Annotated in this window: 25 protein-coding genes; 7 read left to right on the top strand and 18 right to left on the bottom strand. The window is 37.4% G+C overall.

Features of this window, described 5'->3' with window-relative positions; all coding sequences use genetic code 11:
- Positions 1-28: 28 nt before the first annotated feature.
- From WKH56_RS25995 to WKH56_RS26030, 8 genes are all read right to left on the bottom strand, one after another.
- Complete coding sequence (locus WKH56_RS25995; RefSeq protein WP_033580875.1) at positions 29-973, bottom strand: YybS family protein; 945 nt, start codon at positions 971-973, stop codon at positions 29-31.
- A gap of 138 nt (positions 974-1111) precedes the next feature.
- On the bottom strand, positions 1112-1351 hold the full coding sequence (gene rpsR, locus WKH56_RS26000; RefSeq protein ID WP_013059913.1) for a 30S ribosomal protein S18: 240 nt from the start codon (positions 1349-1351) through the stop codon (positions 1112-1114).
- Positions 1352-1417: 66 nt separating this feature from the next.
- Complete coding sequence (gene ssb, locus WKH56_RS26005; protein ID WP_013059914.1) at positions 1418-1918, bottom strand: single-stranded DNA-binding protein; 501 nt, start codon at positions 1916-1918, stop codon at positions 1418-1420.
- Between the two features lie 47 nt (positions 1919-1965).
- Entirely contained in the window at positions 1966-2253 is a 288-nt protein-coding gene (rpsF, locus tag WKH56_RS26010; protein WP_013059915.1) for a 30S ribosomal protein S6, read from the bottom strand.
- A 189-nt stretch (positions 2254-2442) separates the two neighbouring features.
- The gene (ychF, locus tag WKH56_RS26015) at positions 2443-3543 is read right to left on the bottom strand and encodes a redox-regulated ATPase YchF (protein ID WP_028411917.1); all 1101 of its coding nucleotides are present in this window, start codon (positions 3541-3543) and stop codon (positions 2443-2445) included.
- Positions 3544-3713: 170 nt separating this feature from the next.
- Entirely contained in the window at positions 3714-3911 is a 198-nt protein-coding gene (locus WKH56_RS26020; protein WP_013059917.1) for a DUF951 domain-containing protein, read from the bottom strand.
- Positions 3912-3925: 14 nt separating this feature from the next.
- Entirely contained in the window at positions 3926-4819 is an 894-nt protein-coding gene (locus WKH56_RS26025; RefSeq protein ID WP_028409761.1) for a mechanosensitive ion channel family protein, read from the bottom strand.
- 67 nt (positions 4820-4886) lie between these two features.
- Positions 4887-5900, bottom strand: a complete 1014-nt coding sequence (locus WKH56_RS26030; RefSeq protein ID WP_033580877.1) for a YkvI family membrane protein — start codon at positions 5898-5900, stop codon at positions 4887-4889.
- 86 nt (positions 5901-5986) lie between these two features.
- Between WKH56_RS26030 and yyaC the strand changes: the two genes are divergently transcribed.
- Positions 5987-6607: a spore protease YyaC gene (gene yyaC / locus WKH56_RS26035; protein ID WP_028411915.1), complete on the top strand. Its 621-nt coding sequence runs from the start codon at positions 5987-5989 to the stop codon at positions 6605-6607.
- Positions 6608-6639: 32 nt separating this feature from the next.
- Here yyaC and WKH56_RS26040 read toward each other — a convergent pair whose 3' ends face one another.
- The 10 genes from WKH56_RS26040 to rpmH all read right to left on the bottom strand — a co-directional run bounded on the left by WKH56_RS26040 (position 6640) and on the right by rpmH (position 15851).
- Positions 6640-7509 (bottom strand): ParB/RepB/Spo0J family partition protein, encoded by an 870-nt coding sequence (locus WKH56_RS26040; protein WP_013059921.1) that lies wholly within the window; start codon positions 7507-7509, stop codon positions 6640-6642.
- Positions 7481-8263: a ParA family protein gene (locus tag WKH56_RS26045; RefSeq protein WP_013059922.1), complete on the bottom strand. Its 783-nt coding sequence runs from the start codon at positions 8261-8263 to the stop codon at positions 7481-7483. Before WKH56_RS26045 ends, WKH56_RS26040 begins: the two co-directional genes overlap by 29 nt.
- 117 nt (positions 8264-8380) lie before the next feature.
- Positions 8381-9256, bottom strand: a complete 876-nt coding sequence (gene noc / locus WKH56_RS26050) for a nucleoid occlusion protein (protein WP_013059923.1) — start codon at positions 9254-9256, stop codon at positions 8381-8383.
- A 135-nt stretch (positions 9257-9391) separates the two neighbouring features.
- Complete coding sequence (rsmG, locus tag WKH56_RS26055) at positions 9392-10108, bottom strand: 16S rRNA (guanine(527)-N(7))-methyltransferase RsmG (protein ID WP_013085565.1); 717 nt, start codon at positions 10106-10108, stop codon at positions 9392-9394.
- A gap of 30 nt (positions 10109-10138) precedes the next feature.
- Positions 10139-12028 carry a tRNA uridine-5-carboxymethylaminomethyl(34) synthesis enzyme MnmG gene (gene mnmG, locus WKH56_RS26060; protein ID WP_013059925.1) on the bottom strand — a complete coding sequence of 630 codons (1890 nt, stop codon included), beginning with the start codon at positions 12026-12028 and terminating at the stop codon, positions 10139-10141.
- 22 nt (positions 12029-12050) lie between these two features.
- Positions 12051-13439 carry a tRNA uridine-5-carboxymethylaminomethyl(34) synthesis GTPase MnmE gene (gene mnmE / locus WKH56_RS26065; protein WP_081214023.1) on the bottom strand — a complete coding sequence of 463 codons (1389 nt, stop codon included), beginning with the start codon at positions 13437-13439 and terminating at the stop codon, positions 12051-12053.
- Positions 13440-13746: 307 nt separating this feature from the next.
- Entirely contained in the window at positions 13747-14376 is a 630-nt protein-coding gene (gene jag, locus WKH56_RS26070; RefSeq protein WP_028411913.1) for an RNA-binding cell elongation regulator Jag/EloR, read from the bottom strand.
- On the bottom strand, positions 14373-15137 hold the full coding sequence (gene spoIIIJ, locus WKH56_RS26075; RefSeq protein ID WP_310884143.1) for a YidC family membrane integrase SpoIIIJ: 765 nt from the start codon (positions 15135-15137) through the stop codon (positions 14373-14375). Before spoIIIJ ends, jag begins: the two co-directional genes overlap by 4 nt.
- A 115-nt stretch (positions 15138-15252) precedes the next feature.
- On the bottom strand, positions 15253-15606 hold the full coding sequence (gene rnpA, locus WKH56_RS26080; protein ID WP_013059929.1) for a ribonuclease P protein component: 354 nt from the start codon (positions 15604-15606) through the stop codon (positions 15253-15255).
- Between the two features lie 110 nt (positions 15607-15716).
- On the bottom strand, positions 15717-15851 hold the full coding sequence (gene rpmH, locus WKH56_RS26085; protein ID WP_013059930.1) for a 50S ribosomal protein L34: 135 nt from the start codon (positions 15849-15851) through the stop codon (positions 15717-15719).
- 754 nt (positions 15852-16605) lie between these two features.
- Here rpmH and dnaA point away from each other — a divergent pair.
- The 6 genes from dnaA to gyrA all read left to right on the top strand — a co-directional run bounded on the left by dnaA (position 16606) and on the right by gyrA (position 25515).
- A complete protein-coding gene (gene dnaA / locus WKH56_RS26090) occupies positions 16606-17949 on the top strand; it encodes a chromosomal replication initiator protein DnaA (protein WP_028411911.1) in 1344 nt (447 codons plus the stop codon).
- 186 nt (positions 17950-18135) lie between these two features.
- The gene (gene dnaN, locus WKH56_RS26095; protein ID WP_013054821.1) at positions 18136-19272 is read left to right on the top strand and encodes a DNA polymerase III subunit beta; all 1137 of its coding nucleotides are present in this window, start codon (positions 18136-18138) and stop codon (positions 19270-19272) included.
- A 100-nt stretch (positions 19273-19372) separates the two neighbouring features.
- A complete protein-coding gene (gene yaaA / locus WKH56_RS26100) occupies positions 19373-19588 on the top strand; it encodes a S4 domain-containing protein YaaA (protein ID WP_013054822.1) in 216 nt (71 codons plus the stop codon).
- A gap of 14 nt (positions 19589-19602) precedes the next feature.
- Positions 19603-20721, top strand: coding sequence for a DNA replication/repair protein RecF (gene recF, locus WKH56_RS26105; protein WP_013054823.1), 1119 nt, complete (start codon positions 19603-19605; stop codon positions 20719-20721).
- 240 nt (positions 20722-20961) lie between these two features.
- On the top strand, positions 20962-22878 hold the full coding sequence (gyrB, locus tag WKH56_RS26110; protein ID WP_028411910.1) for a DNA topoisomerase (ATP-hydrolyzing) subunit B: 1917 nt from the start codon (positions 20962-20964) through the stop codon (positions 22876-22878).
- Positions 22879-23004: 126 nt separating this feature from the next.
- A complete protein-coding gene (gene gyrA / locus WKH56_RS26115) occupies positions 23005-25515 on the top strand; it encodes a DNA gyrase subunit A (protein ID WP_028411909.1) in 2511 nt (836 codons plus the stop codon).
- The last annotated feature ends 293 nt before the right edge of the window (positions 25516-25808 follow it).

Consider the following 25808-nt stretch of genomic DNA (forward strand, 5'->3'; position numbering starts at 1 on the left):
GCTCCTACTTTTTTAAGTTCCACAATATCTACTTTTTTGTGTCTAATTGTTTTCTTAAATTAAATCCTAAATCAATTATACCTAAGATGCGCACAATTTGAAGGATAATTGGAATAATTAATGCTAAAATTGTTACAACAATTGGAATTGCTTTGGCATACCCTTTTTGATGTGAGAAATAGAAAATAAAAGAGATCCCTTGTAACACGACTAGCATTTGCAGTCCCATCACGATGTTGATAATAGCTACGTACATAAATGTACCTTGTTCAATATTAAAAGATGGGAAAGATAAGATTAATGCAATCAAATAATACCATAGAATACTTTTAGGAAGTTTAAATTCACGAAAAGGCGGGAATGCTTGCACCTCATAACCTGTTCTTTTAAGAATAGGCGTAGCAATAAGCTGAGAGAAAAAGGCTAGAATAACTCCACCCATAACAATTAATAGAGGCAGCAGATTTTTAAACATATCAAATGCATCTCTCATTTGGTCAATTTGAGATTCCTTAACGTCTTGTCCTAAACTTTTCATCATTTCAATACTTTGATTAATCGATTGATCTAAAGCATTATTTATTTGCTCCATTAAATTAACATTAAAAATGACATTTGCTCCTACGAACAATAAAAGTAAACCTAAACTAAATGCAACCGTGCCGCCTAGTAAAATGGTATACCTTTTTTGTTTTTGTCGGTAAAGCATTCCTATTGCTAATCCACCAATACCAAATACAAGTGTAAAAGGAAGAGTCAATACATTTCCAAATAACAAAGTCAATAACAACCCTACTACTAAAAATAATATTGCCTTTTTCCACCCATGACGAACGGTATACACAATAAATGGAACAGCTAGCGCTAGTTGAAAAATGGTTCCCACAACAGGTATGTATAGTGAAAAAAGCAACAGCGCTACAAACAGCGCTAAAAGAGCTGCTCCTTCTGTAATATATCGAATTCCTTTCACAACTTCACCTCGTTGATATAGACTATTATTTATTTTATCGATTCAGTTCATAAGAAGCAACTATTTGACAAAAGAGCACCTATGTAATGTAAAAAGAGGCAGTAAGGGAATCCTTACTGCCTCTTTTTATACCGTTCATTATTCACCAGAAACATATGGTAATAATGCCATTTGACGAGCGCGTTTGATAGCGATCGTTAATTTACGTTGGTATTTAGCGCTTGTTCCAGTTACACGACGAGGTAAAATTTTACCACGCTCTGAAACGAATTTTTTAAGCATATCTACATCTTTGTAATCGATGTGAGTGATGCCGTTTGCTGTGAAGAAACAAACTTTACGACGTCTGTTGCGTCCACCTTTACGTCCACCTGCCATTTTGATACGCCTCCTTCCGCTTAAAAATTTCTATAAAATTTTATACTCCGGATAATCTACTGCGAATTAAAACGGTAAATCGTCATCAGAAATGTCAATTGTCTCGCCATTATTTGCAAATGGATCATCATCAACGCGAGTATAACCTTGATTACCTGAGTTACGGTTCTGATTATCTCCAAATGGAGAGCCTTGTCCAGATCCTCCAGTGTTAGCAAAGTTACTGCGTTGCGTATCCCCACCGCCACTTTTCGGCTCTAAAAATTGCACACTTTCCGCTACAACTTCCGTTACGTATACACGACGACCGTCTTGTCCTTCGTAACTGCGAGATTGTAGTCGACCATCAACACCAGCTAAACTTCCTTTTTTAAGGAAATTGGCTGCATTTTCAGCCTGACGACGCCATACAACACAGTTGATGAAGTCAGCTTCACGTTCACCTTGCTGATTTGTAAATGTGCGGTTTACCGCTAAAGTGAATGTTGCAACCGCTGCTCCACTCGGGGTATAACGTAATTCAGGATCTTTGGTTAAGCGTCCTACGAGAATTACGCGATTCATCATCAGAACCACTCCTTAAGGAAATAAAACCCATTTATTTAAACGTTTAATTATGCTTCTTGTTTAACAACGATATGACGGATAATGTCTTCGTTGATTTTCGCAAGACGATCAAATTCAGAAACTGCTTCTGAAGTAGCCGCCACGTCAAGAATCATGTAGTAACCGTCACGGAAATCATTGATTTCGTATGCTAAACGACGTTTACCCCATTCTTTAACATTTGCGATTTCAGCACCATTATCAGTTAATACGCCGTTGAAGCGCTCAACTAATGCTTTCTTTGCTTCGTCATCAATGCTTGGACGGATGATGTACATTACTTCATACTTTCTCATCACTGTCACCTCCTTTTGGTCTAACGGCCCGAAACGGGCAAGGAGCAATAAAATATTACTCACGAATTAAAATTATAGCACACTACCCTAGGCAAAGCAATATGCATTGCGGGCTGTTTCGTAAATATAAGCTAATATTTTCGCCAACGATAAAAGCCGAAAGAAGATATCTTCTTTCGGCTTTTAATCTTATACGTTAAAGCGGAAATGCATAACGTCTCCGTCTTTTACGATGTATTCTTTTCCTTCTAAACGTACTTTTCCAGCTTCACGAGCTGCTCCCATTGTTTTGGCAGCTAATAAATCCTCGTATGACACCGTTTCTGCACGAATAAATCCACGTTCAAAATCTGTATGAATAATACCTGCACACTCAGGAGCTTTCATACCTTGTGTAAACGTCCACGCGCGTACTTCTTGCTCACCAGCTGTAAAGTACGTAGCTAATCCAAGTAAATCGTACGCTGCACGTACAAGCTGATCTAGACCTGACTGTTCAATGCCTAGTTCTTCAAGGAACATTGCTTTTTCTTCTCCTTCAAGTTCAGCAATTTCAGATTCAATGCGTGCGCAAACAACAATTACTTCTGCACCTTCGCTTGCCGCATACTCACGCACTTTTGCTACATATTCGTTAGCAGATGCATCGGCTACTTCATCTTCAGCAACGTTTGCTACATAAAGAATAGGCTTAATCGTTAGCAAGTGAAATTGTTTTACTAATTTCATTTGTTCTTCTGTAAATGATACAGCACGAGCTGGCTGATCACTTTCAAATGCATTCTTTAGTTTCTCTAGAATTTCGTATTCATACATTGCTTCTTTGTCTTTTTGTTTAGCCATTTTTTGAACACGGCCAATACGTTTCTCTACCGTTTCTAAATCTGCTAAAATCAACTCTAAATTAATTGTTTCAATATCTGAGATAGGATCTACTTTTCCTGAAACGTGCGTGATGTTTTCATCTTCAAAACAACGCACAACGTGACAAATCGCATCTACTTCTCGAATATGAGATAAGAATTTATTTCCCAATCCTTCACCTTTACTAGCACCTTTTACGATTCCAGCGATATCTGTGAATTCAAATGCTGTTGGGATTGTTTTTTTAGGTTTTACAAGCTCTGTAAGTTTTTGAAGACGATGATCAGGTACTTCTACGATACCTACGTTAGGATCAATCGTACAGAAAGGGTAGTTCGCAGATTCTGCGCCCGCTTGTGTAATTGCATTAAATAATGTTGATTTTCCAACGTTAGGAAGACCAACAATTCCAGCTGTTAAAGCCATATATTTATTCACTCCTCTTTATATATCCGAAACAAGTTAACCTGTCACAATTATAGTGAGTCAACTTTTGAAATACAAGTTTGATAAAGAACCTTTAACCGCATGGGGTTAAGGTGCCTCATTTTGTCCCACCTTACAGTATAAGGCATAAACATAGAAAATGCATGAGGTTATTCCTCATGCTTTACAAGAATTTTTTTCATTTTACGTGCAAAATCACGTCTTGGAATCATTACGCTATGGCCGCAGCCTTCACATTTAATACGGATATCCATTCCCATTCGAATGATTTTCCATTCATTTGTACCGCAAGGATGAGGTTTTTTCATTTCCACAACGTCATTTAAACCAAATTCTTTTTCCGTCATCAGCTCTCTCCTCCTTATGTCCCTTTCAACGTCGACGAATGCTGTGCTTCTTCTGTACGATTATACATAACCATACGTGGAAATGGAACTTCAATTCCATGTTCATTTAGCCTTGTACGCACTTCTTTACGAATCATACGAGAAATATGGAAATGTCTCATTGGCTTTACTTCGCTTGTAATCCTCATTGTAACTTCAGTTGCATGGATATTTTGAACCCCCAGCAGTTCAGGCGTTTTCACCATATCTTCATAGCGACTTGGCAATTCTTCTAACAGGTCTAAAATCACTTGTTCTGCTTTTTGTATGTTTTCTTCATAAGAAATGCTTACATCAACGAAAGCTACGCTGTTATGTAACGAAAAATTAGTGACCTCCACAATACTGCCATTAGGCAAAATATTAATTTCGCCTGTCCAACTCTTAATCTTCGTGGTGCGCAACCCAATTTCTTCCACAGTTCCCTCGAATGTTCCTACTCGAACATAATCCCCAACGGAGAACTGATCTTCAAAGATAATAAAAAATCCCGTGATAATGTCTTTCACTAAGTTTTGAGCACCAAACCCTACTGCGAGCCCTACGATTCCAGCCCCCGCTAGCAATCCACGGACATCTACAGATAACGTTTCTAAAATCATAACTCCCGCAACGAAATAAATGGCATAAGAAAAAATATTTTGAAGCAAACGGACCATCGTAGCTTCTCGTCGCTCAGAAATACGCAGAGGGCTATTTGTGCGAACCTCTACAAATTTATTTAACGCTTTCTTTCCAATCCGAATTAAAAACATGGAAATAAGTAGAATCAACAGAATTTTTATAAATCCCTCTCCAATATGTGCCCACGTTTCTTCTTGAAAAAATGGCTCAAACACGTTCTTAAAAACCGACTTCAACGAATTCATACTACATGTAGCTCCTAACATAACATAATCTGCATATGAGAAAGTTTTAACCTATTGTAGCAAGTTTCTACGAACTTTTGTAGCGATTTCGAAATGGATACAACAGAACGGCTGTTACTAGAAATAAATTGACGATTCCATACATTGGATACAAAACGGCAATCAAAGTAGAAAACCCTACCTTTGTAAAGGGAATCATTAAAAGTAGCCAGCAGGCTGCCAGTTTCCAAAGAGATTGCACCTTTTCAGTATGAAAACGAGCGGTCAATCCTAAAATTCCCGAAACGGCTGTCGTATAAATTGCGATAAGCAAAACAATGCTCATTAAAAACGTCATCATATAAGGAAACTCTTTAAGAATAGCGAATAATGGAATTTCATAAGAGGAAAGAAGCCCTGAAACTTGAATAAGTGATTCATTATAAATAAAGGAGAGACCTCCTAATAAAAAACCACTGCCAACACTTGCAATATAAATCTCTTTTTTGCTTTTAATTTCCTTTCCAATTGTAGATAATACCGCGACGAGAGGAAGAATATTCAAAGCCGTAAAGGTAAAAGCAGCAGGCCAATTATGCTGAAGATGCCAATTAGTTACTCCAGGATGACGTAAAACAAATGTAAGAAGTACGCCAGCTAGTCCAATCATTAAGATTGGCATAACGAAAGAATTGATAGAAAGCAGTCCACTTAATCCTCTTGAAAAAACAAAGACAATCAACGCACTAAGAGCACCAATTCCCCACCAGTAAGGAACATGCCACATTTCTAATGTCGCCCCGCCTCCTGCAATCATAATCACCGTCGTCGTAAACAAATAAAAAACGATTAAAACGTCGTAGGCTGCAGCCCATTTCTTTCCTATTAATTCAATTAGTACTGGGTAAAATTGATTGGTTCGATAGCGATAGCTGATTTGCATAATCACATTGCAAGAAATCGCAAAAATAATAGAAAATAGAAAAATAGCAAGTCCGCTTTCTTCGCCAAAAAACTGCCATAGCTCTCTCCCTGAAGCATATCCAGCGCCTATCATGGTTCCCATAATTAAGAATATCCATTTACATCCTGCTCTCCACATCGATTTTCCCCCAATCTATGAAATATATGTATAGAATCTTCAAAATCTTCGTATACTGTTACTATTATGTATAAGGAGTGGACCCTATGAATTTAAAATCTCCCTTCTTTGAGAAGACACAACATTCAACCCGCGTATTTCATGATGAAGAATCTGCTATAAAGAAGCTGAGTACACAGTTACTATCTTTACTTCCAGCACAGAAAGACAGACCAATTGTTTTTGTATGTATTGGAACGGACCGTTCAACTGGGGACTCATTGGGTCCATTAGTCGGAACGAAACTGAATGAAAAAAAGGTTTCATCTTTTCATATTTTTGGAACGTTAGAAGAGCCTGTTCATGCTGTTAATTTGAAAGAAACGTTAAAACATATTCAAAAGCTTTTCCCGAATCCTTTTATTATTGGAATTGATGCTTGTTTAGGTCGTATGAAAAGCGTAGGCTCTGCATCACTTGGAATAGGACCCGTTAAACCAGGAGCAGGGGTTAATAAAGAATTGCCGCCAGTCGGGGATATTCATATAACAGGGGTTGTCAACGTGAGCGGATTTATGGAGTTTTTCGTCTTGCAAAATACGAGGCTTCATCTTGTTATGTGCATTGCCGATTTAATTGCGAAAAGTATTGAGACTGTACACAACGAACGAGAGAAAGAGTTTAATGCTTCTCCGGTTTACCAAACTGTAAGACACTATAAACAATAAAAAAGGTTGTCCTAAAACTAGGACAACCTTTTTTATACAGAAGATTTATTGGTCTGAGAAAGATCATTAAATAATTCAAGAAGACGGTTTAAATCTTCTTTAGAGAAAAATTCGATTTCAATTTTTCCTTTTTTCTTGCTTTGTGTAATATGAACAGAGGTACCAAAGCGCTCACGGAGCTGTGTTTCACTTTGTTTTATGAATAAATCTTTATCTTTTTTGGTTTTTGATGTTTCACGTGGAACGGCTTTATTTAAGTGAGCAATATAAGCCTCTAGCTGTCTGACATTTAATTGTTCCTTGCGTATTTTTTCAACTACTTTAGGTAGAAGAGCTTTATTTTTTAAACCGACTAGCGTACGCCCGTGTCCCATAGACAATTCATTAGTAGAAATGAGGGTTTGAATTTCCTCAGGCAGTTGCAAGAGGCGAACATAGTTAGCAATATGAGGTCGGCTTTTTCCTAGTCGTGTAGCAAGTTGCTCCTGTGTCATATCGAGCTTATCCATAAGCAATTGATAAGCCGTTGCTTCTTCAATTGGCGTCAAATCTTCACGCTGTAAATTCTCCAACAAAGCTAGTTCCATCATTTGCTTTTCTGAAAAGTCTTTTATAATGACAGGAACAGTAGCAAGGTCAGCTTCTTTAGCAGCTCTAAATCGTCTTTCACCCGCTAAGATTTCATAGCCTTTAATGCTTTTGCGAGCTACAATAGGCTGTAAGATGCCATGATGTAAAATGGATTGCTTTAACTCATTAATTGCTTCTTTATTAAACGTTTTACGTGGTTGATAGGGGTTGGGTCTAAGTTCGTGAATAGCAACTTCCTGAATTGAATCATCAGCCTGTGCATCTAAGCCTGAAAATAAGGCATTAATTCCTTTCCCTAATCCTTTCGCCATTATAAATCACTTCCTTTGCAAGTTCCGTATAAACTGCGGCCCCTCTAGATCTTGCATCATATAAGATAATTGGTTCACCATGACTAGGTGCTTCGCTCAAACGAACATTTCGAGGAATAATCGTTTGATAAACCCGATCCTGAAAGTACTTCTTCACTTCTGCTGTTACCTGGAGTCCCAAATTTGTGCGTGCGTCAAGCATAGTAAGCAATACACCTTCGATACGCAGTTGATTATTCAAATGTTTTTGGACTAATCTAACGGTATTTAGCAATTGACTTAATCCTTCAAGCGCATAATATTCACACTGTACAGGTATTAAAACAGAATCAGCTGCAGTTAACGCATTTAATGTCAGTAAACCAAGAGAAGGGGGACAATCAATAATAACATAATCAAAGTGATCTTTCACCGTTTCTAAAGCTCTCTTAAGTCGAACTTCACGTGAAATAGTCGACACTAATTCAATTTCTGCACCAGCTAATTGAATGGTCGCGGGAATGATTGATAAATTTTCGACGGCTGTTGAACGCACAACGTTTTTGGCTTCCATATCTTCCACTACTACATTGTAAATACATTCATCTACATCTGCTTTATCTATGCCAACTCCACTCGTAGCGTTACCCTGTGGATCTCCGTCTACAAGTAGAACCTTTTTTCCTTGTTCAGCTAAACAAGCGCCTAAATTAACAGCGGTTGTTGTTTTTCCAACCCCGCCTTTTTGATTCGCAACTGCCACAATTTTCCCCATGTTGTCACCTACTTTCATTTCCATCCCATTTGTCCAGACAGTTTTATTGTTCATTGAATTTTCTGACGAAAAACTTTGATAAAAAAGCCTCATCAAAAAAAGATGAGGGCTATTTCTTTATTTTTTCGGAATCTTAATAGTAAACTGAAAATATTCATCAAACTCTTCTTCTTCTGTGTTTAATGAGATACCGCTGTCACTAACCATTGTCAACGATTGACGGATTGTATTCATTGCGATACGCGTATCTTTACTAAACGCTTTTCTTTTTGCTTTTGGCTTTTTAACCTGCGTTTCTAACAATTTAACTACTCGATCTTCCGTTTGTTTTACATTTAATTGTTTTTCAATAATCTCAGCTAATACTTGAAGTTGTTTTTCTTGATTTTTGAGGGGAATGAGCGCTCTCGCATGTCGCTCTGTAATCAATTTTTGTTTGATTGCTTCTTGTATTTCAACAGGAAGCTTTAACAAACGAAGCTTGTTTGCAATTGTGGATTGGCCTTTTCCTAAACGTTGAGCTAATGCCTCTTGGGTAAGATTATGTAACTCAATTAACTTTGCGTAGGCTAGTGCTTCTTCGACAGCCGTTAGCTCTTCACGTTGTAAGTTTTCTATTAAAGCCACAGAGGCCGTTTCTGTATCATTAAAATGTTTCACAATTGCAGGAACCGTATCCCATCCTAAGCTTTGTACAGCTCTCCACCGTCGTTCTCCAGCAATTAATTCGTATTCTTCGCCCTCAGTCGGTCGAACCACAATAGGTTGAATAATACCGTGTGTATGAATAGTAAGAGCTAGCTCTTCAATTTTTGCTTCATTAAACACAGTACGCGGCTGATAACGATTCGGAATAATACTTGAAACCCTAATTTGTTTTACTTCATCTCTTAAAACTTTTTCGACATTTTCATCTTGGACAGTTTCAATCTCTACATGAATATCCTCATCTTTTTCTTTTAAATTAAAAAAACGTGAAAAAGCAGATTTCATAGTCCCACACCACCTTCAGGAAAATCCCGCCTTAAACTAATTCGATGTTTTTTAATCATATCCTGCTTTCTAAACAGAAAATATAGAGAAGAAAATGTTTCATATGAAACATTTTCTTCTCTATCTATTTACCGCCTACTCTAATGGAAGCTTAACTGGGGTACCAGGTTTTCTAGGATATTTTTTAGGCGTTTTCTTTATTTTATCTATTAAAATAATGTAACGTTCACTTTGCTCCAAAGGCAATTGGAAATGTTCAATCGACTTCACTTTTCCACCTAATACTTGAAATGATTTTTCCCCATTTTTTAATTCCTCAGGGGCAGAAGCACCTTTCATTGCTAAAAAGCGTCCTTGTTCTTTAACAAGCGGTAAGCAAAATTCATTAAGAACCGAGATACGTGCCACGGCTCTTGCTGTTACAAGATCGAATGACTCGCGAATCGTTTCTTTTTTACCAAATGTTTCAGCTCGATCATGACATAGTGTGACATTGTCTAGTTCAAGCTCATTTACAAGATGCGTCAAAAACGTAATACGCTTTTGTAACGAGTCAACAATGGTTACATGCAAATGCGGGAAACAAATTTTGATCGGAATACTTGGAAATCCTGCTCCTGCCCCTACATCACACATGGATTCAATTTCTGTAAAGTCTTGAAAAAAAGCAGCTGAAATAGAATCGTAAAAATGCTTTTCATACACTTCACCGTGATCAGTGATAGCAGTTAAATTCATTTTTTCGTTCCATTCCACTAAAACTTGATAATACTTTTCAAATTGATTCAGCTGTTTAGAAGAAAGAGAAATTCCCTTTTCTTCTAATAGCTGTTGAAACTGTTGAATATTCATTGAGTTTCCCTTTCTTCGCGCCTAAGAGTTTTAATCATTTGATACTTTAGCGATGCGCCCTTGTTCAATATAAACAAGCAAGATTGAAATATCAGCTGGGTTGACTCCAGAAATACGTGAAGCTTGCGCTACCGTTAGTGGACGCACTTGGTTTAATTTTTGACGGGCTTCTGTAGCTAAACCGTTAATTGCATCATAATCGATATAATCAGGAATCTTTTTGTTTTCTAATTTCTTCAAGCGTTCAACTTGTTGAAGTGATTTCTGAATATATCCTTCGTATTTCACCTGAATTTCTACTTGTTCAGCTACTTCAGGATCTACCGTCTCATCCGCTGGTGCTAATTGATGAATATGAGTATACGTCATTTCAGGGCGGCGAAGTAAATCTGTCGCACGAATGCCATCTTTTAATTCGCTGCCGCCAGCTTCTTTAATCAGTTGTTGAACAGCTTCATTCGGCTTAATAATAAAAGAGAAAAGACGTTTCTTCTCTTGCTCGATTTCCGCTTTCTTTTGTTCAAATTTAGCATAGCGCTCATCGCTGATTAATCCTAGTTCACGACCAATTTCAGTGAGGCGTAAATCAGCGTTGTCGTGACGAAGCAATAAACGATATTCTGCACGCGATGTTAGCAGACGATACGGTTCATTTGTTCCTTTTGTTACTAAATCATCCACCAATACACCGATGTAAGCATCAGAACGTCCTAAGATGACTTCTTCTTGTTCCAGCGCTCTTCTTCCCGCGTTAATTCCGGCAAGAAGACCTTGGCCTGCAGCTTCTTCATAACCAGACGTTCCGTTAATTTGTCCAGCCGTATAAAGATTTTTAATTTTCTTCGTTTCCAGCGTTGGCCATAACTGAGTCGGAACAATTGCATCATATTCAATAGCATAGCCCGCACGCATCATTTGGACTTTTTCAAGGCCAGGAATTGTTGCAAGCATTTGACGCTGTACGTGCTCAGGAAGGCTTGTTGATAGTCCTTGAACATATACTTCTTGCGTATTTCGTCCTTCTGGCTCTAAGAAAATTTGGTGACGCGGTTTATCATTAAAGCGCACAACCTTATCTTCAATAGATGGACAGTAGCGTGGTCCAGTACCTTTGATCATCCCAGAATACATAGGGGATAAGTGGAGGTTGTCATCAATAATTTGATGCGTTTGTTCACTTGTATATGTTAACCAGCAAGGCAATTGATCTGTAATGTACTGTGTTGTTTCATATGAGAAAGCACGAGGCACATCATCCCCAGGCTGAATCTCCGTTTTGCTGTAATCGATAGTTGAGCTATTAACACGAGGTGGAGTTCCTGTTTTAAAACGGACCATGTCCAGTCCTAACTCCTCTAAGTGTTCAGAAAGCTTAATAGCCGGTTGTTGATTGTTAGGACCGCTTGAGTATTTTAGTTCACCTAAAATAATTTCCCCGCGTAAGAATGTTCCTGTCGTAATAACAACTGTTTTAGCTTTATACACAGCTCCCGTTTGAGTGACAACACCTGTACATACACCGTCTTCTACGATTAACTGTTCTACCATGCCTTGCATAAGGGTTAAGTTTTCTTCATTTTCTAACGTTTTTTTCATTTCATGCTGATAAGCAAATTTATCTGCTTGAGCTCTAAGTGCTCGAACAGCCGGACCTTTTCCTGTGTTTAACATTCTCATTTGAATATGAGTTTTATCGATATTTCTACCCATTTCTCCGCCAAGAGCATCAATTTCACGTACGACAATACCTTTTGCAGGACCACCTACAGAAGGATTGCAGGGCATAAACGCCACCATGTCTAAGTTGATGGTCAACGTTAACGTTTTAGCACCCATACGCGCAGAAGCAAGCGCCGCTTCACATCCTGCATGACCTGCTCCAATGACAATAACATCATATTGTCCACCTTCATATTGCATAATAGTAGCCTCCTTTAATAATCTATTTTCCTAAACAGAATTGAGAGAACAACTGATCAATTAAGCTTTCGTGAACAGCATCACCAATAATTTCACCTAATAGTTCCCACGTTCTTGTTAAATCAATTTGGACAATATCGATTGGAACACCACTTTCAATACCTGTGATGGCCTCATCGATAGCTCCTCTTGCTTGCGTTAAAAGCGCAATATGTCTCGTATTAGATAAATATGTTAAATCTTGAGATTCAATTGTTCCTTCAAAGAAAAGAGCTGCGATTGCTTCTTCAAGCTGATCCACTCCTTGTTCTTGAAGAAGCGAAGTCGTCACTACTGGATGATCACCAGCAAATAGCTGCACTTCCTCTAGATTAATTTTTTGCTCAAGATCTGTTTTATTCACAATGACAATAACGTCCATGCCTTCTACAGCTTCAAATAGCTTTTTATCTTCGTCCGTTAATTCTTCATTGAAATTCAACACAAGCAAAATTAAATCCGCTTCTTTCAAATACTGACGGGAGCGTTCCACACCAATTCGTTCTACAATATCTTCTGTTTCACGAATTCCAGCTGTATCAACTAATCGTAGAGGAACTCCTCGCACATTAACGTACTCTTCAATCACATCTCGCGTCGTTCCAGGAATGTCTGTGACAATAGCCTTTGCATCTTGCACTAAACTATTTAGAAGAGAAGATTTCCCTACATTAGGACGTCCAATAATAACCGTAGCTAATCCTTCTCTTAAAATTTTCCCTTGATGAGAGGTTTGAAGAAGCTTATCAATTTCTTGGCGTACATTTGAAGCTTTTTCGATCAACACTTGGTGAGTCATTTCCTCTACATCGTCATATTCTGGATAGTCAATGTTCACTTCTACATGGGCAAGTGTTTCGAGAATTTCCTGGCGTAAATGACGTACTAGCTTGGACAAACGCCCTTCCATTTGGCCAATTGCCATATTCATCGCTTTATCTGTTTTGGCACGAATTAAATCCATTACAGCTTCTGCTTGTGATAAGTCTACTCGACCATTTAAAAATGCTCGTTTTGTAAACTCACCTGGCTCGGCTAAACGAGCACCATTTGCAATAACTAACTGCAGCACACGATTAACGGATACAATTCCTCCGTGACAGTTAATTTCAATAATGTCTTCTCTAGTAAATGTCTTAGGACCTTTCATAATGGAAAGCATCACTTCTTCAACGACTTGCTCCGTCTTGGGATCTACGATATGACCGTAGTGAATAGTATGAGAAGCTACGTCTGTTAATCGTTTATTCGAAACGCTTTTAAAGATACGATCTGCAATCGTAATTGCTTCTTCACCACTCAGGCGGACGATGGCAATAGCTCCTTCTCCCATTGGTGTAGAAATGGCCGCAATTGTATCAAAATCTAGCACCAACTTCACCTCATTTCATTTTATAAACCTTTTATTTTAAACGATGTTATATACTATCATCGTTAACAATTTTCTACGAACAAAAACATCTATTTTAAGGCCCGTGATTTGTATGAACCAAATAAATAGAATACCACAATTCACCGATTTGGAACATCTCTAACGTTCTTCTGTTATGCACAGCAAGAAAAACAGGCAGTATGTACTATTTTAACTTATCCACATGTGAATAACAACGTATGCATCTTGATTTTTTTGAACGCTGGATCGATAAAATAAGCATATAAAAAAGCACTAGCTTATTTTGCTAGTGCTTTTTGGCAACTGGCTGAACCAAAATACTTCTTTTGGGTTCTTTGCCAACGGATTGTGTCTCAACTAAAGAATTTTTAGCTAACGCTTGGTGAATCATTTTTCTTTCATGGGAAGGCATTGGTTCTAGTTGAACAGATCGATTCGTTTTAATCGCCTGATTAGCTATTTTTAATGCCAGTTTTTCGACCATTTCTTTTCGTTTTTCCCGGTAGCCTTCTGGATTTAAGACAACATTTAAAAATTGCTGACTGTATCGATTAGCTACCAATTGTGTGAGAAGCTGGAGCGCATTGAGGGTTTGTCCATGTTTTCCAATCAACATTCCCGCTGAATCGCTACTAATCTCAATTATGCAGTTTCTGGAGGTTTTTTTGACGTTCGTATGAATCGAAATCCCCATTTCACGGCTAACATTTGTAATAAAATGAACCGCTTCCTCTACAGGGTCAACTATTTTTGTAACTTTTACAACTGCCGGTTTTCCCTTAAAGATTCCTAAAAATCCTTTTTTACCTGGTTCAATTATTTCTACATTTGTTTGATTTCGCTCTACTTCTAAAGCATTTAATGCTTCTTGAACAGCAGCTTCAATCGTCTGGGCCGTAATTGTGATTTCGTTCATTTTTTAACCCCTTCAATATTCGCTTGTTTTAAGTCTGGCCCTTTAATGAAGTAGGTTTGAATAATCATAAATAGATTTCCCACTACCCAATAAAGAGATAAGGCGGCTGGAAAATTGATTGCAAAAACCACAATCATGATCGGCATAATCCAAAGCATCATAGCCATTTGAGGATTTTGATTTACATTTCCGGCCATCATCATCTTTTGCTGAATAAACGTTGTGATTCCTGCGACAATTGGTAAGATAAATAGCGGATCACGCGCACCTAAATCAAACCATAAAAAGCTGTTGTTTGCGATTTCCGAAGTTCGTGTAATCGCGTGGAAAATCCCAATAAGAATGGGCATTTGAATTAGAATTGGGAAGCACCCAGCTAAAGGATTTACTCCGTAAGTTTGGAATAATGCCATCGTTTCTTTCTGCAATTGCTGCTGCGTCTGGGCATCTTTTGAACTGTACTTCTCCTTTAACTTCTGCATTTCGGGCTGAAGCATCTGCATTGCTTTCGTGTTTCTCATCTGTTTGATCATAAGCGGTAGAATAAGTAAGCGAATCAGGATCGTGACAACGATGATCGCAACTCCATAGCTTTTAAATACCTCCGCCAGATACGTAATGACTAATGACAGCGGATACACAACATACTCATTCCAAAAACCTTTACTATCATCTGTAATAGGTTGGTTCATTTCCGTACAACCCGCTAAAACAGTTAATAGAAAGATAAGCGTTATCCCTAAAAACAACTTCTTCTTCACCTGTTTTTCCTCCTTCTACATGTTCACCTTTCAATTCTGAAAGTGCGTCAAAATCCATTATATAAGGATGCGGTAGAAAAACAACAGCTATTAAAGGCTTTTCTTCTATTGTTTATTAATCGTTTTGTCTATGTGTAAGTAATTTGCCACGCTTAAAGACATGCTGCAAACTGCTTTTAATTTCTTCATAGCTCATTGTTGCAGCAGGCTGCCTTGCAATTACAATATAATCTTTGTCTTGCTTTAAATACGGTGTGAATTCAAACATAATTTGTTTAGCAAGGCGCTTAACTCGATTACGAGTCACGGCATTTCCAATCTTTTTGCCCACGGAGAATCCTACGCGGAAATGTTCTTGATCCGGTTTGTCTAGAACATACAAGACAAATTGGCGATTCGCTACGGACTTGCCCTTTTTAAAAACGGTTTGAAATTCATCATTCTTTTTTATACGATATCTTTTTTTCATTTTTAACAACTCCTGCCCTTTTTCAGGTCATGCTTTTATGTAGTCCCTACAGGAACAGAGGTGATTTTAGCCTTAGAAAGCGAAAAAAGACCACTGGCGTCAGTGGTCTATTATGCTGATAATACTTTTCTTCCTTTACGACGACGACGAGCTAAAACTTTACGTCCATTCGCTGAGCTCATACGAGCGCGGAAACCGTGTACTTTACTGTGCTTACGTTTGTTTGGTTGGTAAGTTCTTTTCATCTATAAACACCTCCTCGAGGAATAACTGAAAAAGACAGTCCTTGCAATTATAATGAAAAGACTAAGAAGATGTCAATGTTATTTAAAAAATAAAATTTTCAATCTCTTGGTTTCATTATCTGTTTTACTCAATCTTCTTCATTCTAATATCTTTATAACCCAATTGTCTATACCTAATCAATAAAATTCATTGATTTATTAAAGAAAAAATTTTTCCTTTTCATCTCTTTTTCTTTCTCTACCAGCTGCGATCGCATCGTTACTGAACAAAACTACAACAATAAATGTTATAAAAAGCCTCTTTTTTATTCAAATTCTTCTCTTAAACCTTTGTGGATAAGTTTTTTCGACATTTTTCTACTTTTCCATTTCTTATCGACAACTCATGCACACTATCTTGTGTTGTGGAAAACTTTTCTCCACAAGGTGTAGTGATTGTGGATAAGTTTCGAAAATTCATTGCATCATGCCGAATTCTTTGATATTATATTTTTGTTTTCACTCTTAATTACTTTTCCACAGTTGGTTTTTATCCACAAACTGTGGACAACTTGTGGACATCATTTCCACTATCACTGTATAAAGTTATCCACACCATGTGGAATCTGTCGAATAGTCGGCTTTCTTCTATAATATATATTTACCCACATAATAGCAATTGTATAAATATAAATTTTTTATGCATAAGGTTTTGTACAGGTTGTACAAGGGTTGTACAAAGCGCATGAAAACTAGAAAAAGGAGGGGTTACTCGTTGGAAAACATTCATGATTTATGGAACAGAGCTTTAGATCAAATTGAAAAAAAATTAAGCAAACCTAGTTTTGAAACCTGGCTCAAATCGACAAAAGCTCATGCTTTGCAAGGAGACACGCTCATTATTACTGCACCTAATGATTTTGCACGGGACTGGTTAGAATCTAGGTATTCTAATTTAATTGCTGAAACACTTTACGACCTTACGGGGGAAGAGTTAGATGTGAAATTTATTATTCCTCCTAACCAGGCCGAGGAAGAATTCGATATTCAAACTCCTAAAAAGAAAGTCAATAAAGACGAAGGAGCAGAATTCCCTCAAAGTATGCTAAATTCGAAGTATACCTTTGATACATTTGTTATCGGATCTGGGAATCGTTTTGCCCATGCAGCTTCTTTAGCAGTAGCAGAGGCGCCGGCTAAAGCCTATAATCCGCTTTTTATTTACGGGGGAGTAGGATTAGGTAAAACACACTTAATGCACGCAATAGGCCACTATGTGTTAGATCATAATCCTGCTGCTAAAGTCGTGTACTTATCATCTGAAAAATTCACAAATGAGTTTATTAACTCTATTCGTGACAATAAAGCAGTAGAATTCCGCAACAAATACCGCAATGTAGATGTTTTACTGATTGATGATATTCAATTCTTAGCGGGTAAAGAGCAGACACAAGAAGAATTTTTCCATACGTTTAATACGCTTCATGAAGAAAGCAAGCAGATTGTCATCTCAAGTGATCGACCGCCAAAAGAAATTCCTACACTTGAAGATCGACTTCGTTCTCGCTTTGAATGGGGCCTTATTACAGACATCACACCACCAGATTTGGAAACACGAATTGCTATTTTGCGTAAAAAAGCAAAAGCGGACGGCTTAGTTATTCCAAATGAAGTTATGCTTTATATCGCCAATCAGATTGATTCAAATATCAGAGAATTAGAAGGAGCACTTATTCGCGTAGTAGCTTATTCTTCACTAATTAATAAAGATATAAACGCTGACTTAGCAGCAGAAGCATTAAAAGATATCATTCCTAGTTCAAAACCTAGGGTTATTACGATTCAAGATATTCAACAGATTGTTGGACAAGAATTTAATATAAAATTAGATGATTTCAAAGCGAAGAAACGTACAAAGTCAGTAGCGTTTCCTCGACAAATTGCCATGTACCTTTCTCGCGAACTAACGGATTTTTCGCTTCCTAAAATTGGAGAAGAGTTTGGCGGGCGAGACCATACTACGGTCATCCATGCTCATGAAAAAATCTCAAAACTTGTTCAAACAGATACTGACCTACAAAAACAAATTAAAGAAATAAGTGAATCACTAAAAATATAGGCTTTTTTTACTTGTATTTTGTGTATAAGTGAGTTAGGATTGTACACAGTCTGTCCACATGTGGATAGGCTGTGTTCTCACGTTTTTAGGGGTTATCCACATTTCCACAGCCCCTATTACTACTACTATCTTAAAATATAATAAATAATAAGCTTTTAAACCTACTTTTAAGGAGGATTAATTATTATGAAATTTATCATACAGAAAGACTACCTAGTTCAAAGCGTTCAAGACGTTATGAAAGCTGTATCTTCTAGAACAACAATTCCAATTTTAACAGGGATTAAAATTGTAGCGACTGAAGAAGGTGTTACTTTAACCGGAAGTGATTCTGATATCTCTATTGAATCGTTTATTCCAAACGAGGAAGAAGGAAAAGAGATTGTTGATATCCAAAAACCAGGAAGCGTTGTTCTCCCAGCTCGTTTCTTTAGTGAAATCGTCAAAAAGCTTCCTAAAGACATCGTAGAATTGGACGTCCAAAGTCACTTTTTAACAATCATTCGTTCAGGAAAAGCTGAATTTAACTTAAATGGTTTAGATGCAGAAGAGTATCCTCATTTGCCACAGATCGAAGAAAACAACATGTTTAGATTACCGACAGACTTATTAAAAAACATGATTCGACAAACTGTCTTTGCAGTGTCCACCTCAGAAACACGACCTATCTTGACAGGTGTAAACTGGAAAGTCGACGGCAAAGAATTAACGTGTATTGCCACTGACAGTCATCGTCTAGCTTTGCGAAAAGCGACCATTGAAACTGGAAATGAAGCAACGTATAATGTGGTTATTCCAGGTAAAAGTTTAAGTGAATTCAGTAAGATCCTTGATGATTCTCATGAATTAGTAGACATCGTTATCACGGAAAATCAAGTATTATTCAAAACAAAACACTTACTATTTTTCTCAAGATTACTGGACGGAAATTATCCTGACACTTCAAGATTGATCCCAGCCGATAGTAAAACGGATGTTATATTGAACGTAAAAGAATTTTTACAATCGATTGACCGTGCTTCTTTATTAGCTCGTGAAGGAAGAAACAACGTAGTAAAACTATCTACGCTAGATGAAGGAATTGTTGAAATTTCTTCTAACTCTCCTGAAATCGGAAAAGTCATTGAAGAGGTACAAAGTCAGTCTATCTCAGGAGAAGAATTAAAAATTTCTTTTAGCGCAAAATATATGTTAGACGCATTAAAAGCGCTCGAAGGAACAGATATCAAAATTAACTTCACTGGTGCGATGCGTCCATTTGTCATTCGAACATTAGAGGATGATTCAATGCTGCAGCTGATTTTACCAGTGCGAACATATTAAATCTCAGAAAGCTACTAGCATGCCGTACTAGTAGCTTTCTTTTCTCAAGAAGAATTATTTAGTAAAATAGAGATACATCATTAGAAAGTGAGAGAGTCGCATGAAAACAGAGGTTAAAATTTCAACTGAATACATTACGCTTGGCCAGTTTTTAAAACTAGCAGACGTCATTCAAACAGGTGGAATGGTAAAATGGTTTTTAAGTGAGCACGAAGTATATGTGAACGGGGAGCTAGAAGAGCGCCGCGGACGTAAATTATATGCAAATGACGAAGTAGATATACCGGCTGCAGGATCATTTGTTGTTATTACTTAAAGTTGGTGAAACGTTTGTATATTAAAGAAATTACTTTAACAAATTACCGAAACTATACGAAGACAACGATTCCCTTTGAAAATAAAGTAAACGTCATTTTGGGTGAAAACGCACAGGGTAAAACAAACGTGATGGAATCGATCTTCGTATTATCTATGGCTAAATCTCATCGTACGTCCAACGATAAAGAATTAATTAAATGGGACTGTGAGTATGCAAAGCTATCGGGCATTGTAGAAAAGCATAGAGGGCCCGTTACACTGGATTTAGTCATCTCAACAAAAGGGAAAAAAGCAAAATATAATCACATTGAGCAGAAAAAACTCAGTCAATATATAGGGTCAATTAACACTGTCATGTTTGCTCCGGAGGATTTGAACCTAGTTAAAGGGAGTCCGCAAGTTAGGCGCAAATTTATCGATATGGAAATTGGTCAAGTTTCGCCTGTTTACATGCATGATCTAAGCAGGTATCAAAAGATTTTGCAGCAAAGAAATCAATATTTGAAGCAGCTGCAGACAAAAAAACAAACGGATCTTTCACTTTTAGACGTACTTACGTTACAGTTAAGTGAAATGGCAGCGAAAATCTTAAAAAAACGTTTTGAGTTTTTACAGTTACTCCAACAGTGGGCAGAGCCTATTCATAAAGGGATCAGTCGAGACTTAGAAACATTAAAAATTGAGTATAAGAATTCAATTGATGTATCAGAAGATGCAGATTTGTCGAAAATGTTAGAAGCATATCATCAAAAGTTTGATAAAATAAAAAGTAGAGAAATTGATAGAGGTGTCACCTTAGCAGGACCACACCGTGATGATCTTCTTTTCTACGTTAATGAAAAAGACGTTCAAACATTTGGTTCACAAGGGCAACAGCGGACGACTGCTTTATCGTTAAAGCTTGCTGAAATTGAGTTAATTCATCAAGAAGTAGGTGAATATCCAATTTTGCTTTTAGATGACGTATTGTCTGAATTAGATGATTTTCGTCAATCACACTTGCTAAATACCATCCAAGGAAAAGTTCAGACGTTTGTAACGACAACGAGCATTGAAGGAATTCATCACGAGACCTTAGAAAAAGCCGCTACATATCATGTAGAAGCTGGCCAAATTCAAAAGGTCAAATAGCAATTGATCTGTCTAAAAACTTTTCACAAGGCAATCTAACTGAAATATGATATCATTATAGTTTTAAGTCTATATATTTCAACTCGTACCCTCGATTATGAAAATTTTGTGCATAAGTAAACAAATGGCAAATACATTAAAGGCTCCGTATTATTTCCACATAATATTCGAAAAACATAATACAAAATGATAAATACAGCAGTTTGCTGTTAAAAAAAAGTGTAGGTGATACATTTGACGATGGAACAAAAAGAAGTACAAGCATATGAAGCTGATCAGATACAAGTATTAGAAGGATTAGAAGCTGTTCGTAAACGTCCGGGGATGTATATTGGATCGACGAGCGCAAAGGGTTTACATCATCTTGTATGGGAAATTGTAGATAATAGTATTGATGAAGCGCTGGCCGGCTATTGCGATGAAATTAATGTTATTATCGAAAAGGATAATAGTATTACAGTCAAAGATAACGGTCGTGGAATTCCAGTTGGTATTCAAGAAAAAATGGGCAGACCTGCTGTTGAAGTTATCTTAACGGTTCTTCATGCCGGAGGTAAATTTGGCGGCGGCGGCTATAAAGTATCTGGTGGATTACACGGTGTAGGTGCCTCAGTTGTTAACGCACTTTCTACCTCTTTGGAAGTACACGTACATCGTGACGGTAAAGTTCATTATCAAAAATATGAACGAGGTGTACCGGCTGCTGACTTAAAAGTAGTTGGAGAAACAGATAAAACAGGTACTGTTATTCAATTCCATCCAGACGGTGAAATTTTTACAGAAACGCTTGAATACGATTTTGATACGTTAGCTAATCGTCTGCGTGAGTTAGCTTTCTTAAACCGCGGCATTAAAATTACGATTGAAGACAAACGTGAAGAAGATAAAAGACGTGAATACCATTACGAAGGCGGAATTAAGTCTTACGTTGAACACTTAAACCGTTCGAAAGAAGTGATTCACGAAGAGCCGATCTATATTGAAGGTAATCGAGACAACATTTCTGTAGAAATTGCTATTCAATATAACGATAGCTACACAAGTAATTTATATTCTTTCGCAAACAACATTCACACATATGAAGGTGGAACGCACGAAGCAGGATTTAAAACAGCGTTAACGCGTGTAATTAACGACTATGCACGTAAAAACAGCGTATTTAAAGATAGTGACGCCAATTTAACGGGTGAAGATGTTCGTGAAGGAATTACAGCTATTATCTCTATTAAGCACCCAGATCCGCAGTTTGAAGGACAAACAAAAACAAAGCTGGGAAATAGTGAAGCAAGAACAATTACTGACTCTGTGTTTGCAGAACACTTAGAAACTTACTTGCTAGAGAACCCTATTGTGGCGAAAAAGGTAATTGAAAAAGGTTTAATGGCTGCAAGAGCAAGAATGGCAGCTAAAAAAGCTCGTGAGCTTACAAGACGTAAAAGCGCGCTTGAAATTTCAAACTTACCGGGTAAATTAGCAGATTGTTCATCAAAAGATCCTTCTATTAGCGAACTCTATGTAGTAGAGGGTGACTCTGCCGGAGGTTCAGCTAAGCAGGGAAGAAGCCGCCATTTCCAAGCTATTTTGCCTTTGCGCGGTAAAATTATCAACGTAGAGAAAGCGCGTTTAGATAAAATTTTATCTAATAACGAAATTCGTACAATCATTACCGCTCTAGGAACGGGTATTGGTGACGATTTTGATATTTCGAAAGCCCGCTACCATAAAATTGTGATTATGACAGATGCAGACGTAGATGGTGCGCATATTCGTACGCTTCTTCTAACGTTCTTCTATCGCTATATGAGACAGATTATTGAGCACGGATATGTGTACATTGCCCAGCCGCCGCTTTACAAAGTTTCACAAGGTAAAAAAGTAGAGTACGCGTACAACGATCGTCAATTAGAAGAGGTATTAGCTTCTTTCCCTGAAGGCGCAAAACCAAACCTTCAGCGTTACAAAGGTTTAGGAGAGATGAATCCTGAACAATTATGGGAAACAACAATGGATCCAGAATTCCGTACCCTTCTTCAGGTGAACTTGCAAGATGCAATTGAAGCTGATGAGACATTTGAAATTTTAATGGGCGACAAAGTAGAACCGCGCCGTAATTTCATCGAAGAAAATGCTCAGTACGTAAAAAATCTCGATATTTAAATGAACGGTAATACCCTTTATATTTTTTATAAAGGGTATATAAACGTCAGGATAGAGATAGGTTCTATCCTGCGTTTACATATATATGAATTACTATACTGAACTTCGCGAAGGAGGTTCTTATCGATGTCAGATAAACCAAACTCTCAAATAAGAGAAGTAAATATTAGTCAAGAAATGCGCGCATCCTTTTTAGATTATGCAATGAGCGTAATTGTATCGCGTGCTTTACCAGATGTAAGAGACGGACTTAAGCCCGTGCACCGTCGTATTTTATATGCAATGAATGATTTAGGTATGGGATCGGATAAGCCATATAAAAAATCAGCTCGTATCGTAGGAGAAGTAATTGGTAAGTATCACCCACACGGTGACTCAGCTGTATATGAAACAATGGTTCGTATGGCACAAGATTTTAGCTATCGTTATATGCTAATTGACGGTCATGGAAACTTTGGATCTGTTGATGGAGATGCAGCAGCAGCTATGCGTTATACAGAAGCAAGAATGTCAAAAGTTTCGATGGAACTGTTACGTGACATCAATAAAGATACAATTGATTATCAAGATAACTATGACGGTTCTGAACGTGAACCAATTGTATTACCTGCTAGATTTCCAAATTTACTTGTAAACGGTTCAGCCGGAATTGCGGTAGGTATGGCGACAAATATTCCTCCGCATCAGTTAGGGGAAGTCATTGACGGCGTTTTAGCTGTAAGTCAAGACCCTGATATCACAATTGCAGAGTTAATGGAGATTATTCCAGGACCGGATTTCCCAACTGCAGGACAAATTCTTGGCCGCAGCGGGATTCGTAAAGCTTATGAAACTGGGAAAGGTTCTATTATTGTTCGCGCAAAAGTAGAAATTGAAGAACAAAACAATGGTAAACAAACTATTATTGTTCATGAACTTCCATACCAAGTAAATAAAGCAAAGCTAATTGAAAAAATTGCCGAGCTAGCTCGTGATAAGAAGATTGATGGAATTACGGACTTACGAGATGAGTCTGACCGTTCGGGTATGCGTATTGTTATTGAAGTAAGACGTGATGCAAATGCAAATGTTTTATTAAATAACTTATATAAGCAGACATCTCTTCAAACAAGTTTTGGTATTAATACTCTTGCATTAGTAGATGGACAGCCAAAAGTATTGAACTTAAAGCAATGTCTACAGTACTATTTAGACCATCAGGTAGTGGTGATTCGTCGTCGTACTGAATTTGAACTTCGAAAAGCCGAAGCACGTGCGCATATTTTAGAAGGTTTAAAGATTGCTCTTGATAATTTAGATGCTGTTATTGCTTTAATTAGAGGTTCTCAAACAACAGATATTGCACGTGAAGGATTAATGACGCAGTTTTCGTTATCTGAAAAACAAGCGCAAGCTATTTTGGATATGCGCCTGCAGCGTTTAACAGGATTAGAGCGAGAGAAGATTGAAGCGGAATATCAATCTTTATTAGCGCTAATTGCTGAATTAAAAGCTATTTTAGCAGATGAAGAAAAAGTATTAGAAATTATTAGAGAAGAACTAATAGAAGTAAAAGAAAGATTCAATGACGGCCGTCGAACAGAAATCGTAAGCGGAGGAGCTGAAATTATCGAAGACGAGGATCTGATTCCTCGCCAAGATATTGTTATTAGCTTAACGCACAACGGCTATATTAAACGTTTGCCTGTTTCTACGTATAAGAGTCAGCGAAGAGGCGGAAGAGGTATTCAAGGAATGAATACAAACGAAGATGATTTCGTTGAACATCTTCTAACAACGTCTACTCATGATACGATTCTCTTCTTTACAAATAAGGGAAAAGTTTACCGTACGAAAGGATACGAAATTCCAGAGTATGGAAGAACAGCTAAAGGGATACCTATTATTAACTTATTAGAAGTAGACAAAGGTGAATGGGTAAATGCCATCATTCGCGTCGATGAATTTGTAGACGATTGGTATCTATTCTTTACTACAAAACAAGGAATTTCTAAGCGTACACCTTTATCTTCTTTTGAGAACATTCGAAATAGCGGACTTATCGCCTTGAATTTAAGAGAAGAAGATGAATTGATTTCTGTTAAATTGACAGATGGTAAGCGCGATATGGTTATTGGAACGAAGAAGGGTATGTTAATTCGTTTTAATGAAAATGATGTTCGTTCAATGGGACGTACAGCTACTGGAGTTAAAGGGATTACTCTCGATTCAGAAGATGAAGTAATCGGTATGGAGATTCTCGAAGAACAATCAGATATCTTGATCATTACGAAAAATGGTTACGGAAAACGTACGCCGATTGAGGAATATCGTGTACAAACAAGAGGCGGTAAAGGTTTAAGAACATGTAATATCACTGATAAAAATGGTGATGTTGTCGCACTGAAATGCGTATCTCAAGAAGAAGATATTATGCTTATCACAGTAAGCGGCGTTCTTATCCGTGTTTCTGTTTCAGATATTTCACAAATGGGCCGTAACACACAAGGTGTCAAAGTCATCCGTTTAGGAGACGAAGAGTTTGTTTCAACGGTTGCAAAAGTACAAACTTCAGAAGATGAAGACGAAGTATTAGATGAATTAGATGAACATGAAGAGACAGATATAATAATTGAAGCTGAAGAAACGGAAGAATAAAAAAAGCCCCTGAAAAAGCAGGGGCTTTTTTTTATGTAAAAAACCTTGCCATAGGCTTTTTATTTTGGTAATATATAAAAAGTCAGCAAAACACATATAAGTTTTTTAGTAGTTTTAAAAAAAGTTATATAAAAGTGTTGACAATGATTCTTATAAAGTGTTATTATGTAGGAGTCGCTTTAAGACAAGAGTTCTTTGAAAACTGAACGAAATAGTAAACGTCAACGTTAATTTTTATTTTTTAAAATGAGCAAGTCAAACATTTCTTCGGAGAGTTTGATCCTGGCTCAGGA

It is taken from the genome of Priestia sp. SB1 (genome assembly GCF_038898415.1).